This is a genomic window from Streptomyces sp. NBC_00203 (genome assembly GCF_045206325.1).
Taxonomy (GTDB): Bacteria; Actinomycetota; Actinomycetes; order Streptomycetales; family Streptomycetaceae; genus Streptomyces; species Streptomyces lutosisoli.
Genome location: NZ_CP108126.1, coordinates 10,378,949 through 10,395,251, shown reverse-complemented (window position 1 = coordinate 10,395,251; position 16,303 = coordinate 10,378,949). Strand labels below are relative to the sequence as shown.

The following is a 16,303-nucleotide window of genomic DNA, read 5'->3' as shown; positions in this document are numbered from 1 at the left end:
GCGGGGCGCGACGCGGGGTCTTCCAGCACCGGGCGGGCCGGCCGAAGCTGCCCTGCCCGGGGTCTGTGGCGGGGCCGTCGCGGTGGTCCGGCGAGCGGCCGCCCTACCGCGGGGGAAGTGCTGTCGGGAGGGGCGTTTCGAGGACGGAGGCGTGTCGCATGCCCTCCGGCAGCGCCAGGGAGGCGGGCTCCCAGTCCACGCCGTCCTTGCTGCGGGCCGCTCCGTACCGTCCTTCGAGGTAGTGGTCGAAGATCATGACCATCTCGTCTCCGCGGTGGAAGATCGACGGTCCTTCCACCACCGAGGGCGTGACCGGTCCAGCGGAGTCGGTGTACGGACCGCCGGGGGTCTCGAAGGTGGTCAGGTGGATGTCCTTGTGAGCGGTGGCGAGGTCATTGGTGCCGCGCTCGTCCTTGTAGGCCATGAGGAAGCCGCCGCCGTCCAGCTCCCGCACCGTGGCGTCGATGACCGAGTGACCGGGGTCGAAGAAAAGACCAGGAGCCGAGAACGTGCTGAAATCCCCGGTGGTGCAGTGCCAGATGCGGTGGTTCTGGCCGACGTGCTCGAAGTCGCGGCCCTCGGCCGTGCCCCCCGCCTCGACGACCGAGGACCAGATGAGGTGGTACAGCCCGGTCCCGCGGTCGAGGAAGAACTCCGGCGCCCAGGCGTTGAGGGCACCCTCCACGTCGGCCATGGCCGGGAGGAGTTCCTGGGCCGACCACGTGACAAGGTCGGCGGAGGTGGCATGGACGATGCGGGGGCTCGTCCAGCCGTCGGTGGCCAGCAGATGGAACAGGCCGTCGGGGCCCACCCCGATGAACGGATCCCGCAGTCTGCCGGTGCCGACCGTGCCTCGCAGCACGGGCCGGCCGCCGTTCACCGTCGCGAACTCCTCGCCGTCGTGGCTGTAGGCCAGGTGGAGCGCTTCGTCGGCGTCGGTGAAGTATGAGACCACGTACATCGGTGGTGGGGTCCTTCCGGAACATCGGGGCAGGGGGCGCCCCTGGACGGTGAGGTCGTCGTGTGGCTTGGAGCCCGCGGATCGACAGGCAGGTCTGGACGACCGAGGGAACGGGTGCGGTCGGCAGGCCGGTTGAGGGCGGGGTGCGGGGACTCCGGACGGTGAGTGGGACCGCCCTGCTCAGGGGCTGGTCCTGTGGATCGCCCGCGAGTGGTTCGGCCAGGTGGCCGCCCTGGCAGGCGCGATCTGAATCCACCGAGTGCGGCGGACCGACGGGGCGGGCTGCCGGTCCGGTCGTGCGTGCGTCGGGCGCAGGGCGGAGGCACCCACGGTGCTGGGTCCGATCCCGGCACAGCCCGGTTCCGGGCCGACGTTGCCTGGACCCGGAGTGTGTCGGCCGGTCATCCGGCTCCGGAGCCGACACCAGGGCACCGACGTGCAGCGCGGGAGCGTCCCGGCCGAGGGGCGAGGGACATGGCCGTGCCCGCGTTCCTCACTTGACCGCCCCGGCGGACATGCCGGCAACCACCTGGCGCTGGAAGAAGACGAAGATGACCAGCAGCGGCAGGACACCCAGCAGGGCGGCCGGGAACAGGGTGGTCGGCTGCACGGTGTGCGGGTCGATGAAGGAGTACGCGTTCACCATGACGGTCCGCTTGCCCGGGTCTTGCAGGAAGACCAGGGGAACCAGCAGGTCGTTCCAGATCTGCAGGGAGATGAACGTCAGCAGCGTGCTGGTGACCGGTCGCAGCAGCGGCAGGATGATGGTGAAGAACGTACGGAAGGCGCCGCAGCCGTCGAGTGCCGCCGCCTCCTCCAGGTCCCCCGGGATCGAGCGGATGAAGCTGGTGTAGAAGAACACGGCGACCGGGAGGTTCAGGGCCGTGTAGATGAGGACGACTCCCGCATAGCTGTCCAGCAGGTTGAGGTCGCGCATCAGCAGGTACAGCGGCGCGACCACGACGAACACGGGGACGGACGTGCCCAGGATGAACAGCCGGTACACCGCGGTGGACCAGTGCTGGGTGATCCGGGCCAGCGGATAGGCGGCGAGGGAGCCGATCACGGTGACGGCCACGCACGAAAGGCTGGTGATGAGCAGGGTGTTGAGAGTGCTGGACCCGTAGTGGATCTGGCTGAAGGCGTCGGAGAAGTTCTTCAGGGTCAGCGAGTGCGGGACGCCCAGCGGGGAGCGGGCCACGTCCGCCGCGGTGCGCAGCGAGGTGACGACCGTGAACAGGAACGGCAGGACGAACAGCAGCGTGCCCAGGCACAGCAGGACGGTGCCGAGGCCGGTGGTCAGCCGGCGCAGCGGGCTGCGGGACGTCCCGGATGTCGTACGACTGCCGGGGAGGCGGGAGGCGGGCCGGGTCCCGGAGACCGACGGGACGTCCGGCGCGGTGGTGTCTGAAGTCATGGTGGCGATCCGTCAGCTTCCGTCGGATTTCAGATGCGTCGCTCGCGGAGCCGGAGCAGGGAGGAGGTGGCGCTGGACAGGACGACCACGGTGACGAGCAGGACGACCGACAGTGCGACGCCGTAGGCGAACTTCCCGCCGCCGAAGACGTTCCGGTAGACCAGCAGGGTCAGCGTGTCCGTGGCTCCGGCGGGGCCTCCGTTGGTCAGGACGAGGGGGAACTCGAAGACCTTCAGCGAACCGATGAGGCTGAGCGTCACGTTGACCGTGAGCGCCGGGGCCAGCAGCGGCCATTCGATGCTGACGAAGCGCCGCCAGCCGCTCGCGCCGTCCAGCGCGGCCGCCTCCAGCAGTTCGGTCGGCATGCTCATGTAGCTGGCGAGGAAGATCGCGCAGGAGTAGCCGGTGAACATCCAGATGTTGACTGCGGCCACCGAGTACAGGGCGGTCGAGGTGTCGCCGAGCCAGACATGGTTGAGGCTGTGCAGGCCGACCAGGTCCAGCAGCCCGTTGATGCCGCCGGTCGGGGCGAACAGGTACGACCAGATGAAGGCCGCCATCACCGGTGAGATCAGCGTCGGCGTCAGCAGTACGACGCTGAGCACCTTGCGGACCCCGGGGCGGCGGAACAGCATGCTCGCGAAGAGCAGCCCGAGGCCGTTCTGTACGACCACGACGACCGCCGCGTAGAGCACGGTGTGCCACAGGGCGTCGGTGACGGCCGGGTCGTCGGCCATGGCACGGTACTGCTGGGTGCCGACGAAGTTCGCGATCGGGCCGCCGAGACTGTCGGTCATGCTCAGATAGACGCCTCGGGCCAGCGGATACAGCATGAACACGCCGTACACGACGATCGCCGGAAGCAGGAAGGCGGCCATGGTGGCGCGCCGTCGGTGGAACACGGGATCCTCCTCTTGCCCGGAAGGGGCCGTGGTGGGGCGGGGCGTGAGCCGTCGACCGCGCCCGCACCACGGCTGACCGGGGGTGGCCGGGTTACTTGGCGTTCGCCGCGGTCTGGATGTCCTTGAGGGTCTGCGCGGCGGACGCGTTGCCCAGCAGATAGGCCTGGATCTTGGAGCCGGTCGTGGTCTCGGCGGCCGTGCTGTACCAGGAGTTGGACGGGAGGATCCGGTAACGGCCGTCCGTGAAGGCCGTGGTGAAGGCCGTCGTCTCGGTGCTCTCCGGCGTCGTGCCGCCCGTGAACGGTGACTCCGCGTGCTCGGCTTCGAGGTACTTGGCGAGGTTCTCGCTCTGCGACCAGAACTTGACGTACTCGCGCGCCGCGTCACCCTGCTGGGACTGGGAGTTGACGGCCCACATGGTGCCGGAGAAGAGCATCCCGTTGGGCTTGGTTCCCGCGGCACCGCCCGGCCAGGGCGCGAAGGAGACCGGGAAGCCGGCCTTCTTGACGTTGGAGACCTGCCACGCGCCCTGGTACCAGAAGGCGCTCTTGCCCGCGCTGAAGTCCTGCGGGCCCTGCGCCCACTCGTCGACGCCGAGTTGGTTCTTCCAGTTGACGTACCCCTTGTCCTCCAGGGTCTTCAACTGCTCCAGCGAGCCCTTCCAGTCCGGGTCGAAGGACGTCTTGCCGGCCAGGAAGTCGGCGTCCCACGTCTTGTTCTTCTGGTAGACGAGGGTCGATCCGGCGGCCTGGAACACCGAGCTACCGGTCCAGGCGCTCTTGTCGGGCAGCGCGATGGGGGTGATGCCGGCCTTCTTGACCTTGGCGAGGTCGGCGAGGAACGTCGGCCAGTCGGCGGGGACTTCGGTGATACCCGCCTTCTTCAGCAGGTCCATGTTGGCGTACAGGCCGATGCCGATCAGTTCCATCGGCATCGCGAGGGTCTTGCCGTCGGACTGTGCGAAGGGCTTCGCGTCCGAGGCTATTTTGCTCGCCCACGACTCCCCGGACAGGTCGGCGAGGTACCCGGAGGCGCCCCACTTCTTCATCTTGTCCGCGTCGACCATCAGGACGTCGCCGGCCTTGCCGCCCAGCAGCTCCGGCTGAAGCTTCTGCGTGTAGGTGGGGTCCGCAGTGGTGTACTCGAAGTCGACCTTGATCTTCGGGTGGGCCTTCTCGAACGCCTTGTTGATCTCCGCGACGTTGGCGGGCTCCGCGCCGCCGCCCTTCCACGCCTGCACATGGATGGTCACCGTGCCGTCGCTGGAGGCACCGGACGACCCGCCGCCACACGCGGCCAGCGACATCGCCATGGCGATGACCGTGGTGGCGACCGCGAGACGTCTCCCAGAACGCTTCATTGCACACCTCACTCGTCGGTACGGACCGACTTGTCATGTCTCAAAGGGTTTTGGATCGATCAGCCTGCGCCGTGTGGGTACAGCACTGATGCGTATGGAAAGGGGCCGGTCGACCCGAGTTGCGGCGAACGTTACGCGCCGATGGCCGGGACTGTAACGCAAAACTTACGTGACATCTATACGTAACTTTCCGTGGCCGACCGGCCGGGTCGGAAGTCGCCACGCCTCTCGCGGCCCCAGGCGCCAGAGCCCCACACCCCCTGACCACAGGGCCGAGGCCCACCCTCGCCAAGGCTCCATTGACGTCCAGTTCTACTTATCGTTAAAGTTTTCCTGAGTATGTGGCAGGCGCGGGGAAGAGCAGGCTCTAGTGTCGGTTCGACCGAAGAATCGGCAGACAGAAGGAGTTCGGGTGGCGCGGCGGGTGACCATCGCACAGGTGGCCGAGGAGGCCGGCGTCTCCGCGATGACCGTGTCCAACGTCATCAACGGCAAGCCGGGAGCCTCCGAGGAGACCCGACGCCGCGTCATGGAGGTGGCCGGGAAACTCGGCTACCGGCCGAACGTCTCGGCCCGCAACCTCAAAGCCGGCCGCAGCGGCCTCATCGGCCTCATCGCCCTGGATCTGACCAGCCAGTACGGCCTGGAGATCCTCCGCGGAGTCGCCGACGAGCTGGCCAGTGCCGAGCAGGAGTTGCTGGTCAACGCCTCGTACCACGACGCGGTGCGGGAGAAGGACCGGATCGAGTTCCTGGCACGCGGCCTCGTCGACGGTGTGCTCCTGATCGCACCCGTCCTGGAAGACGAGACGATCGAGCTGCTGCGCCGCCAGAAACTCCCCTGCGTCATCATCGATCCCCGACGCCTGGACGTACCGCTGCCCCGGCTGAGCGTGGACAACTACCACGGGATGCGCCAGGGCACACAGCACCTGATCGACCTGGGACACACCCGGATCGCCTACCTCCGCGGCGAGGAGGACCTCGAAAGCACGTCGATCCGCTTTCAGGGCTTCGAGGACGCGATGCGGCTCGCCGGACTGGAAGTCGACAAGCAACTGGTCGCCACGTGCGACTTCTCCTACGCCAGCGGTTTCCGCACCGCCACGCGGCTGATCACCGAACACCGCCCTACGGCCATCGTCGCCGGAGCCGATCTGATGGCACTCGGCGCCGTCGACGCCGCTCGGGCATGCGGCCTCAACGTACCCACCGACTTCTCGGTCGTCGGCTTCGACGACCTTCCGCAGGCGGCGCAGAGCTTTCCCGGCCTGACCACTGTCCGCCAGCCGCTGCACGACATGGGCCAGAAGGCGGCCCGCGCGCTGCTGTCCGTCATCGAAGGTCAGCAGCTACTCATGGAGCACATGGAGGTCGGCACCGAACTCGTGGTGCGCAACTCGACCGCCGCCCCACCCGACGGCGGAGCGGCGTGACCTACGCGATGCCGCAGCAGCCCTCACGGCAGACCACGGGCCGGCGTTACCCGAAGACCGGCGGTGCAGTACATCGGTCCCGAACCTGACTGCGGCCTTGGTGAGCCGCTGACCCCAGCGGATCGACTTGAAACTCCTGCTTGCACGAGACCCGGCCAACAGGCGTGTCGCGGCCCGGGGAGCCGATACGCTGGAAGGCAGCCATGAACCGGGGGCGGGGCTGGGGGCGGGGGCATGGATCCGCGGATGCAGTTGTCGGTGGGCGGGTACGTCTGCGAGCGCGAGCTCGGCCGGGGCGGGCAAGGTGTGGTGTGGCTCGCCCGGGACCGGACGGGGCGGCAGGTCGTGGTGAAATTCCTGCTGCCGGGCAAGGAGTACGACGAGGTCGCGCTCGCCCGCGTACGCCGGGAGTTCGGCGCAGCGAGCCGAGTCGGTGAGCTGGCCACGGCACGGGTCCTCGACGCCGACCTGTCCGGGCGACATCCCTACATCGTCAGCGAGTTCGTCCCGGGTCCCACGATCCATCAGCATGTGGCCGCCAACGGCCCGTTACCCTCCGGGCGGCTCCAGTCCCTGGCGCTGGCCGTCGCGCACGCGTTGGCGCAGGTGCACCGGGTGAGTGTCGTGCACCGGGACATCAAACCGTCCAACATCCTGCTCTCCCCGGACGGACCGCGGATCATCGACTTCGGTATCGCCCGCGACGACCGGTTGCTCGAGTCGGCGCTCACCACACCGGGCAGTGTGCTCGGCTCGCCCGCGTACATGTCGCCCGAGCAGGTCAAGTCGCTCCGGGTCACCAGCGCCTCCGATGTGTTCTCGCTCGGTGGCACGCTGTACTTCGCCGCCACGGGGCGGCATCCCTTCGACGGCGAGAGCGACTACGAAGTCCTCGTCGCCGTGTGCGAGCGCGACGCGGATCTCACAGCGGTCCCGGAGCCGGTCCGTTCGGTCATCGCCGACTGTCTGCGCAAGGACCCGGCGGAACGCCCCACCGCTGCCCAGCTCGTCACTCGGCTCGCGAGGGCGGCGGAGGCGACGGAGAGCGCGCAGACAGAGTCGGGCACGCCACCGCAACCGCCACCGCCCAAAGACGGGAGCGGCGGCCCCGGCCCCGGCACGAGCGCCAAGCAGCTGCGGCTGTGGGGGTTGGCGGCCGGTAGTGCCGCGGCGGCAGTGCTGCTTGCCATCGTGCTCAGCACCACCTCGGGGGGATCGCCGACGGAGGGCGGCCCGCAGGCCCATGGCTCGTCCTCCGCGTCCTCGTCCGCGCCGTCCGGGAGATCCGCCGGCTCCCAACCTCGCTCGTACACCGACGATTTGACCGACTCGGGCGACTGGTCGCACAAGGACCCGGCCCTGGGGAAGATCACGCACGAGGGCGGGACCATGCTGGTGGATCCCAGGACCGAGCTGGAGGTGTGGCCGCAGGCGCCCTTCGAGCCGTCCTCGTTCGCGGTACGGCTGAGCACCCAGACAGCCTGGTACGGGGGCGAGGGCGGGGTCGGGCTGTGGTGCAACGGCTCGGGGGACTACCAGAAGGGTTCCCGCTGGGCGACTTACCTGACCACGGGTCAGGAGGCCCTGATCGTGCGCGAGTTCCGGTTCAAGGGAACTTTCCAGCATGACCGGGTCGTCGAGGTCGACCTCGCGGACGTGGGCTTGAAGGTGGAGAGTCAGCAGCAGATCGACATGTCGATGACCTGTTCCTCGGCCGGCGAGGGCCGGATCAAGGTGGAGCTCGCCGTCGACGGCACCCGGGTCGCCTCGTACACCGGCACCGCCTTCGACGAGCGGGGCTGCGGTGTGGCCGCCTTCCACTACAGCGCGACCGACCCGCAGGGCACGGCCTTCCACGCGGGTTTCGAGCGCTTCACCGCGTCCGAGCCGTCGGCGCGCTGACGGCGCGAGCCGCCGCAGCCGCGTCCACATGATCCGCGTCTGTCTGGCCGAGGATCTCGGCGACCGTCTCCCAGGTGATCTGCAGAGGCCACCACGCCACGCCAATCACGCAAGACCGCCCCACAACTACGCCGACCGACAAGTCACTTCAGGAGGGCCGCACTCAACAAGATGGGTGTAGCTACATCCGTCGACGATTCCTAAGTCACGCACCCCCGGCGCCCACCGCTCCCGCCGCTGGTTCATGAACAAGGCCATGCTCGCCGGCGGCGTCTCCGCCGTCGCCGTCATGGGCGGTTACGCAGCCTCCTCGGCCGGAGCCGAGACGACGTCGTCCACCGACGCAACGGCGAGCGCATCACCGTCGGGCGCACCGACCGGCGCACCTCCCGGCGGTGGCCAGACCATCGCGTACGACGACTTCGTCGGCGTCACCACGGACGGCACCGTCCTCGGCGACCTGTACGCGATCCACTCCACCCACGTCTCCACCGTCCCGGTGATCCGCGCCGCGAAGGCCTTCGTCGACGCGCTGACCGACGATCAGAAGTCTGCCACCCTCTTCGACGTCGACTCCGACCAGTGGCTCGACTGGACCAACGTCGACTCCAACGACCGCGACGGTGTCGCCCTGCGCGACCTGACCGAGAAGCAGTACGCGCTCGGCATGCGGCTGCTCAAAGCGTCCCTGTCGGCCCGCGGCCTCAAGCAGTCGAACCAGATCCGCAAGCTCAACCAGTTCCTCGGCGAGTACGCGGGCGACACCTCGAAGGCGCTCAACGAGGACGCCTACTGGTTCACGATCATGGGCACCCCTTCGGCGACCGAAGCCTGGGGTTTCCAGTTCGAGGGCCACCACCTCGTCATCAACTACTTCGTCCTCGGCGACCAGGTCGTCATGACGCCGACCTTCATGGGTTCGGAGCCAACGAAGATCACGTACAACGGCGTCGATTACCACCTCTTCAAGGAGGAGACCGCCGCCGGCCTCCGGCTGCTGCGCTCCTTGGACGACACCCAACTCGCCGCCGCGCTCTCCACCGCCGACAAGACCGGCGAAGACTTGATCGCCGGCGCCGGCAAGGACAACAGCGTCATCCCCTACGCCGGCGTCAAGGGCTCGGACCTGACCGGTCGTCACCAGCAGCAGCTGCTCCTCGATCTGGTCGAGGTGTACGTCGGCAATATGGACGAGGGCCACGCGCGGGTGAAGATGCGCGAGGTCGAGAAGCACCTCGACGACACGTACTTCTACTGGATCGGCGAGTACGAGGACGACTCGGCGTTCTACTACCGCGTCCACAGCCCCGTGATCCTCATCGAGTACGACGCCGAGCACGCGCTCGCGTACCACGGCGACAAGGACACCAGCTCCGCCTCGGCCACCGCCTCCGCCTCCGCGAGCGCGAGCCCCGGCCCGGGCGGCGGCTCCCAGGGCGACTCCACCCCCACCACGCAGCACATCCACACCATCGTCCGCACACCCAACGGCAACGACTACGGCGTAGACCTGCTCAAGCTCCACCGGGACACCGACCATTGACGGTTGCCCGCTCCCCCGAAGCCCGCGTCATCGGATGATGGCGCGGGCCGCTCTCGCCGGACCGTGACAGGCCCCGCAGTAGCCTCGCCTCTTCCCGGTGGGAGCCGGATCCGGAGCCGAACGAGGGCGAACCATGCCGGACGGGCCAAACGATGGGGCAGTCAGCTGCTGCCAGGTACAGCCGGACATCGCCACGAGCACGATGGCAGCCAGCACTTCACGGTCACCATGCCTTGGCCGGCCACCGCCCGGGGCCGCGTGGGTACCTCCGGAGCCAAAAGCCTACCGAGGCAACCAAATCAGGGACTTCTCAGACATCTGGACGGGCGCCGCGTGTGGCGCCCGCCGATGCGGCCACCACGCACAGCACCGCGATCCACTGCGACCAGTGCAGCGACTCCTGGAGAACGAGGAGGCCGATGAGGGCCGCCATCGCTGGTTCGAGGCTCATCAGGATGCCGAACACCCGCGGTGGGATCTTGCGCAGTGCTTCCAGGTCCAGCGAGTACGGGATCACCGACGACAGCAGTGCCACGCCGAGCCCCGCAACCAGAACCCACGGCTCAACCAGCGCTGTTCCGCTGTCGGCCACGCCGAATGGCACAGCCACCAGTGCCGCGACGGCCATTCCCAGAGCCAGACCATTGCCTTCCGTGGTGTGGCGGCCCAGCGCCGCGCCGACCAGGATGTACAGGCCCCAGCACGTTCCTGCGGCGAGGGCGAACAGAAGACCGACAAGGTTGAGGTCGCCGCGTCCCTCCATCAGCAGGACCACACCGCCTGCCGCGAGCACCGCCCAAAAAGCGTCCGGCCATCGCCTCGACCCGGCCAGGGCCACCGCCAGCGGCCCAAGGAACTCGATGGTTACCGCGATCCCCAACGGGAGCCGGGCCAGCGCCAGGTAGAAGCACAGGTTCATCAAGCCGAGAGTCACGCCGTAGCTGAGCACCACTGTCCACGTGCGACGGTTCATGCGCAATGACGGCCGCCACAACAGCATCAACAGCGCCGCCGCGAAGAACAGTCGCAACGCGACTGTCCCGAAGCTGCCCACTGTGCTGAACAGGTGCTTGGCCAATGCCGAGCCCACCTGAACGCTGACGATGCCGACCAGTACCAGTGCCGTTGGCGGGATCGCGCCGAAGGTACGTCCGGCCGGCGCGGTCAGGGAGAAGCGGGGGGACGGGTCGCGTTGGGTCCTGTCGACGTTCATGATGGCCACGCGTGGACTATCGACGATCGGGTGCCGCGCGTCACGTGATTTTCCAAGACTGAGCCTTTATCAGACACGCCCTGGTTCAGAGAAGCTGCGCCATCTTGAAGTAGCTGATCAGGGTGGTGGCGTGAGGGTCGTTCGGGGTGCTCGTGCTGGTGATGGGCGGCAGTCTGAGGTGTAGATCATCTGGCAGGGTTGGTTTTGCGGGTTCTCGTCCGTCGGGATCGGCGCCGCTCGTACGCTCCGGCGCATGATGGATCCCGACATACAGGAACGGATCGCCGCGCGTCGTGCGGAGCTGGACCGACTCGAAGAACAGCTGGTCGGGCAGCTGGCGGAGGTGCGGGCCGAGCGGGATGAACTTGCCGTGGCCGAGCGGGTGTGGCAGCGGATGAGTGAGCATCTCGTCGACGAGCGGGCCCAGGCCGGATCGCCGGTGGTTCAGGTGGCGGGTCGGGCAGTGAGGGTGGTCCCGGAGCGTGGGCCGGGAGTTTTGGAGTCCGCGTTGCCGGCGGAGTATCAGCGCATCCTGGCTGCCGTGCGGGCGGCCGGCAGTCCGGTCGCTACCCGGCAGATCGGCGAGGCGCTGGGCGTGGACACCGGGGTGCGGGGCAAGCTGGAGCCGCTGCGCGGGAAGCTGACGAAGCCGGCCGACCGCGGCCGGCTGCACAAACGGCCCGACGGGAAGTTCACCGTCCACCGGTGACCGGCCCGCATGGACGGCAGGGCGTAACCAAGGTGCCCCCGGCGGCTGTTGGAATTGTGTGACGAAAACCAATAAGCATGCCGGGGACACCGTGTCCCTGGTCCACCAGTGCCGCCTGCCGCTGCCCACGCGCACCGTGAACTACCTCGCCGATCTGCTGCGCGGCCACCTGAAGTCGATACGGTGGTGGTGGCGGGCGCTGCCGGCCGGGAGGATCGCGACCATCGTGCTGGCCGTGCTACGGCACGATCAGCGCCTGGCCGACATGGCCGGCGGCAACGACGTCTCCGCCACCACCATCCGGCGTCGGCGCGACTAGCTGATCACCTTGCTGGCCGCCAAGGCCCCACGGCTGGACCGCGCCCTGAAGAAGATCGCCCGGCGGGGCGAGGTCGTCCTGATCGACGGCACCGTGATCCCCACCCAGCGCCGCACCGGGACGGCGAACCGGCCGAACTACTCCGGCTGTGAGTATGGGTTCTGCTCCGCTTCGGCCGGTGGTCTGACTCGTACTCTGGCTGGCCCTTGGTGCCTTGTGTTTGGTCTGTCGATCACCGGCCGGAGCGGTGCCTGCTACCGCTTGTCCAGCGCATGCGTGTCTCAATAGGGGCCTTGCTCCGCAAAGCGCCGTCACAGTCCTGACTGCTTGCTCTGGGCCAGCGTCGGCCATCCGACCGTCGAAGCCAGGCAAGGAGCCTTATGACCGCGCCCGTCACGCCTCAAGCCCGTAATAGCGAGCAGTTTGCCGAGCCAGTGATCCTCGGCGTGGACACCCACAAGGACGTGCACGTTGCCGCGGTTGTGACAGAGGGCGGGCGGCTTTTGGACAGCGGCGGATTCCCCGCTTCGGCTGTCGGATATGACGAGCTTCTCGCCTGGGCAAGAGATTTCGGCCCGGTGCTGCGCGCTGGCGTGGAGGGGACGGGGTCTTACGGTGCGGGCTTGTGCCGGCACCTGCGCGCGGCAGGGGTCGCGGTGACCGAGGTCAATCGGCCCGACCGTGCACTACGGCGCCGGCACGGCAAGAGTGACGCCGTGGACGCCGAAGCCGCCGCCCGCTCGGTCATCTCCGGGCGCGCAACCACCGTACCGAAGGCTGGCGACGGGGCCGTGGAAATGCTGCGGCTGTTCAAACTCGCCAAGGACTCTGCCGTCAAGTCCCGTACCCAGGCGATCAACCAGCTCAAATCAGTGCTCATATCGGCGGACCCAGCACTGCGTGAGCACCTGGCCGGGCTGAGCACCACAGCACTGGTCAGCCAGTGCGCACAATTCGAACCGATCCCTCGGGCTGACGTCGACAACGCCGTCCAGTACACACTGCGGCTGCTGGCCCGGCGCATTCAGCACCTGACCGAGGAGATCCGCAGCCTGGAGAAACACCTGACCGCCCAGGTCAACGACACTGCGCCAGAGCTACTGCAACTGTTCGGCGTGGGCCAGGATTCCGCCGCCACCTTGCTCATCGCAGCTGGCGACAACCCTGAACGTCTCGCCAGCGAGGCGTCCTTTGCCGCCTTGTGCGGCACCAGCCCTGTCGAGATGTCCTCGGGCAAGACTCAGCGTCGCCGACTCAACCGAGGGGGTAATCGCCAGGCCAACGCGGCCTTGTTCAGAGTGATCCTTACCCGCCTGCGCTGCCATGACAGCACCCGCGACTACCTCGCACGGCGAACGGCACAAGGACGGACCAAACGCGAGATCATCCGTTGCTTGAAGCGGTACCTCGCCCGAGCGATCTACAAGATCATCCGGTCCAGCATCCCGCTGCCAACCACAGCCACCGCAGCTTGACGAACATAGGGGCATCAAACACCACCGCCACGGCCTGCACGTCCTCGCCCTGACCGACGAACGGGGCCGGATGATCTGGATCTCCGCGGCTCGGCCCGGCCGCACTCACGACATCACCGCCGCGCCCGCCGTGACCGCATCCTGTCCTACCTACGCGCCGCCGGCCTCGGCGCCCTGGCCGATCTCGGCTTCCTCGGCCTGGACGACGACCCGGATGACCCCGTGGTCGTCACCGGCTTCAAGGCCACCCGCGCCCGCAAGCTCACCACCAGCGAAAAGGAAGGGAACCGGGCGCTCGCCGCCGCACGCGCCCTGGTCGAGCACGGCTTCGCCCATCTCAAGAACTGGCGGATCCTCACCAAGCTCCGCACCGATCCCGCCCGCGCGATCGGCCTGCTGCGCGTCCTGTTCGTCCTGACGAACCTCGAAGGAGCACGCTGACAGATGATCTAGACCCGAGACATCCGCCCAACACCAGCATGACCACCCCGAACGACCCTCACGCCACCACCCTGACCAGCTACTTCAAGAGGGCGTAGCTTCACTGAAGCTCGCAGCCACGGAGCGTCACGGAGTCCGCGTAGGTTTCCGAAGCTCGATCGCCGGTTACCGGAAAGTCATATTCGGCGCGGTACGGCTCCGTCCTGCCAGCGGTAGAGGTCGCGCAGCAGGGAAATCTCGGCGCCGTGATGGATCAGCTCCCTGTTGACGTGCAGGACCCTGTTCTCCATGGGAAACCGCTCGGGACCCACCGTGGGCGGATTCTCCAGGTCAGCGTCCGAGAGTTCGCGGACCCCCGCGTTCCATCTCCCATACATCTCATCGAGCTGTTTTAGCGCCTCGTCAGCGGTCCCCGCGTAGGCGAATGTCTCGGAGTCGACGTCCTGGCCGCCGAAGTACCATCCGACCCGATAGCCCAGGCACGAGACGATGATGTGCGCCAGCCGCCAGGCAATCGTGGTCACCGGCGCCGGCACCGGGTCAGGGGACGCGGAGTCCATCGTCCACTCCCCCGAGCCTGCCGACATCGGTGCGGCCGACGTGCCTCGTGGGCGGATGCTCCAGCAGCCACGCACCGGCTCCCAGAAGTACTCCTCATCGGCAAGACCGTCCAGCCGCGGCCGCAGGTTCTTGTGCCAGTACCAGTCCAGCTGCTCCGCGAGCCGCTCGCTTCTTGTCATTTCCGCACACTACATACGACGGAGACCTGGCTGCGGCCCTCGCGGACGCCGTCGCCGGCCGTGGGCCGCGAGAGCGTACCGCACCGGGAGATGACGCTCGGGGCTGATGTTCCCTTCGGGCCGCGCCGCCGCGAGCGGCTGTTTGACATTGACAACCTGGCTGGCTGGGCTGGGTTCAATGACCCAAATGTGACAGCCTCGACCCATGATATGACGGATGATCAAGACCGCAGACTCCCGCCCGAGATCAGCATGAGTATCCCGAGCGAGCGCCACGCCAGAGCCTCCGACCTGCATGTTCGAAGATGGCGAAGACTCAGAGCACTGGCGGAGGGCGGCTATTCCCGACGCGCGCTATTCCTCGCTGGATGGTGCAGGGTCACCGAAGGCCCGCAGCCCCAAGTCGGATGCCGTCTCGGCAAGCCAGACAATCTCACGGTCGTCAGCCACTAGGGCGCTTCTTGCCGTCTCGCACCAGTCCTCCTGATCAAGGAGTGCCAGGTAGCCATCCCGATAGGTCTGCCACCGACTGATGGGTGCCACTGAGCCCGCGTCTCCACTCTCGCCGAGATTCCTCGCGAGCAGGGCAGCGATGTGGTACCGGCTGGGGGAAGGCCCCAGTTGCTCAAGGTGACGCAGGTGTGCAGCCAGTACTTCCTCGGCGTGCCGATAGCGCGCGAGCGTCATGCCCATGCCCTGGCAGTAGGTGAGCACATGGACGAGCCTGCCTGCATGGTCCACGGTCTCGGCATCCACAGCCGATCCGGCGAGGGCCTGATGGAGGCCCGCCGCCTCGGCTACTTTGCCGGCGAAGTAGCCGTTGAGGAAGTCCCCGTCAACAGCTCTCCGCAGCAGCCAGTGCTGAACGTCCGGATCACCGTCGCCCAGCCGGCAGAGCGCCTCGACCACATACACGCGCCCCCAGCCGGCCACTCGATCCGCCAGCCATAGGAGTGGCCCCGCTCCATCTGGCAGCCGCTCGATTGCGTTCGCCGCGAGTGGGCCGAAGGTACAGGAGAGGAGCCCAATGGTCTGTACGTACGGAATATCGTGGACAGTGCCCACTGCGGCGAGCAGGGCCAGACCTACGACGACGTCGTCCGTGTCGGTTCCGTACCTGACGAGCCGGCGCCCGGCCTCCCTGGCCCGTGCTCCTGCTCGCAAGGCAGCTTCTGTGATGCGTGCGTTGGGATGAATGGGCACGTGGACGTCTTGGAAACGGCCGACCAGTTGACTGGGCACGGACCGTGGGTCGGTGAAGTGCTCATCAAGGATCGCCGCGACCTCGGCCCCGACCTGCTCACGATCACGTGGACAGCCTGGTTGCGGACTACGGCGGCGGCGCTCCTCGTCGGGGTACGGCTCGCCGTCACGTGGCAGTGGGACGTCGGGAGTCAGTTCATGAAGCCGGAGGGCGTGCTCGAACAGCGGGGTCCTGGTTCCGGAAACCTCAGTCCCGGGCATCTCGCTCACCGGCGGACGGAGGACTCGATTCTCTTGATCATGTCCCTGAGCATGCCATCACGTCACTCACCACGACAAGGCCCTCTCGCTGGGCATCCTGTTGCGTCCAAGGCAACCATCAGGCGCCACAGACACCGAAAGCGGTGGAGCCGAAAATCGACTCCACCGGCCTGACCAGCTAGGTCACTTCAAGCAGGTGCCCTTGAAAGATCTCGATGATCTGTTCGTGCCGGATGACGACGCCGTACGTGTCGGCGAGGACGGGTTCGAGGTCGGGGTGCGGGTAGGCGGGGGGTCTCGCCGTAAGCGGGCGGCGATGCACTGCTCGGACATGCCGCTGGCGACCGGGCAGGGGCCTGATAATTCGATTGACCTGGCCACGGGTCAACGCTGCATTGTGGCGGGACACCACGAGTTGTGGT

Annotated in this window: 14 protein-coding genes and 3 pseudogenes; 8 read left to right on the top strand and 9 right to left on the bottom strand. The window is 67.6% G+C overall.

Annotation, left to right across the window (positions count from 1 at the left end; genetic code table 11):
* Positions 1-103: 103 nt before the first annotated feature.
* From OG975_RS46125 to OG975_RS46110, 4 genes are all read right to left on the bottom strand, one after another.
* Positions 104-961: a glycoside hydrolase family 43 protein gene (locus OG975_RS46125; RefSeq protein ID WP_406335752.1), complete on the bottom strand. Its 858-nt coding sequence runs from the start codon at positions 959-961 to the stop codon at positions 104-106.
* Between the two features lie 493 nt (positions 962-1,454).
* Complete coding sequence (locus OG975_RS46120; protein WP_406335751.1) at positions 1,455-2,378, bottom strand: carbohydrate ABC transporter permease; 924 nt, start codon at positions 2,376-2,378, stop codon at positions 1,455-1,457.
* A 29-nt stretch (positions 2,379-2,407) separates the two neighbouring features.
* Positions 2,408-3,280, bottom strand: a complete 873-nt coding sequence (locus tag OG975_RS46115) for a carbohydrate ABC transporter permease (protein ID WP_406335750.1) — start codon at positions 3,278-3,280, stop codon at positions 2,408-2,410.
* 91 nt (positions 3,281-3,371) lie between these two features.
* Positions 3,372-4,640, bottom strand: coding sequence for an ABC transporter substrate-binding protein (locus tag OG975_RS46110; RefSeq protein ID WP_406335748.1), 1,269 nt, complete (start codon positions 4,638-4,640; stop codon positions 3,372-3,374).
* Positions 4,641-5,052: 412 nt separating this feature from the next.
* On the opposite strand from OG975_RS46110, the gene OG975_RS46105 reads away from it, so the two are divergent.
* The 3 genes from OG975_RS46105 to OG975_RS46095 all read left to right on the top strand — a co-directional run bounded on the left by OG975_RS46105 (position 5,053) and on the right by OG975_RS46095 (position 9,520).
* Positions 5,053-6,075, top strand: a complete 1,023-nt coding sequence (locus OG975_RS46105; RefSeq protein WP_406335747.1) for a LacI family DNA-binding transcriptional regulator — start codon at positions 5,053-5,055, stop codon at positions 6,073-6,075.
* 246 nt (positions 6,076-6,321) lie between these two features.
* Positions 6,322-7,977, top strand: coding sequence for a serine/threonine-protein kinase (locus OG975_RS46100; RefSeq protein WP_406335746.1), 1,656 nt, complete (start codon positions 6,322-6,324; stop codon positions 7,975-7,977).
* Between the two features lie 244 nt (positions 7,978-8,221).
* Complete coding sequence (locus OG975_RS46095) at positions 8,222-9,520, top strand: DUF3500 domain-containing protein (RefSeq protein ID WP_406335744.1); 1,299 nt, start codon at positions 8,222-8,224, stop codon at positions 9,518-9,520.
* Between the two features lie 132 nt (positions 9,521-9,652).
* On the opposite strand, the pseudogene OG975_RS46090 reads toward OG975_RS46095, so the two are convergent.
* Together OG975_RS46090 and OG975_RS46085 are read right to left on the bottom strand one after the other, a co-directional pair.
* Positions 9,653-9,786 (bottom strand): annotated as a pseudogene (locus OG975_RS46090) (IS5/IS1182 family transposase); the annotation flags it as partial.
* A gap of 44 nt (positions 9,787-9,830) precedes the next feature.
* A complete protein-coding gene (locus OG975_RS46085; RefSeq protein ID WP_406336753.1) occupies positions 9,831-10,733 on the bottom strand; it encodes an EamA family transporter in 903 nt (300 codons plus the stop codon).
* A gap of 253 nt (positions 10,734-10,986) precedes the next feature.
* On the opposite strand from OG975_RS46085, the gene OG975_RS46080 reads away from it, so the two are divergent.
* The 5 genes and pseudogenes from OG975_RS46080 (at position 10,987) to OG975_RS46060 (ending at position 13,677) form a co-directional block, all read left to right on the top strand.
* On the top strand, positions 10,987-11,442 hold the full coding sequence (locus OG975_RS46080; RefSeq protein WP_406335743.1) for a hypothetical protein: 456 nt from the start codon (positions 10,987-10,989) through the stop codon (positions 11,440-11,442).
* 58 nt (positions 11,443-11,500) lie between these two features.
* A complete protein-coding gene (locus OG975_RS46075; protein ID WP_406335741.1) occupies positions 11,501-11,761 on the top strand; it encodes a hypothetical protein in 261 nt (86 codons plus the stop codon).
* 380 nt (positions 11,762-12,141) lie between these two features.
* Entirely contained in the window at positions 12,142-13,236 is a 1,095-nt protein-coding gene (locus OG975_RS46070; RefSeq protein WP_406335740.1) for an IS110 family transposase, read from the top strand.
* A gap of 13 nt (positions 13,237-13,249) precedes the next feature.
* Positions 13,250-13,309, top strand: a pseudogene (locus OG975_RS46065) (hypothetical protein); the annotation flags it as partial.
* A gap of 65 nt (positions 13,310-13,374) precedes the next feature.
* Positions 13,375-13,677, top strand: coding sequence for a transposase family protein (locus tag OG975_RS46060; RefSeq protein ID WP_406336752.1), 303 nt, complete (start codon positions 13,375-13,377; stop codon positions 13,675-13,677).
* Between the two features lie 176 nt (positions 13,678-13,853).
* Here the strand turns inward: OG975_RS46060 and OG975_RS46055 are convergent, their stop codons facing one another.
* The 3 genes and pseudogenes from OG975_RS46055 to OG975_RS46045 form a co-directional block, all read right to left on the bottom strand.
* A complete protein-coding gene (locus tag OG975_RS46055) occupies positions 13,854-14,417 on the bottom strand; it encodes a DinB family protein (protein ID WP_406335738.1) in 564 nt (187 codons plus the stop codon).
* Between the two features lie 354 nt (positions 14,418-14,771).
* The gene (locus OG975_RS46050; protein WP_406336750.1) at positions 14,772-15,881 is read right to left on the bottom strand and encodes a hypothetical protein; all 1,110 of its coding nucleotides are present in this window, start codon (positions 15,879-15,881) and stop codon (positions 14,772-14,774) included.
* A 208-nt stretch (positions 15,882-16,089) separates the two neighbouring features.
* Positions 16,090-16,262, bottom strand: a pseudogene (locus tag OG975_RS46045) (hypothetical protein); the annotation flags it as partial.
* Between the last annotated feature and the right edge of the window lie 41 nt (positions 16,263-16,303).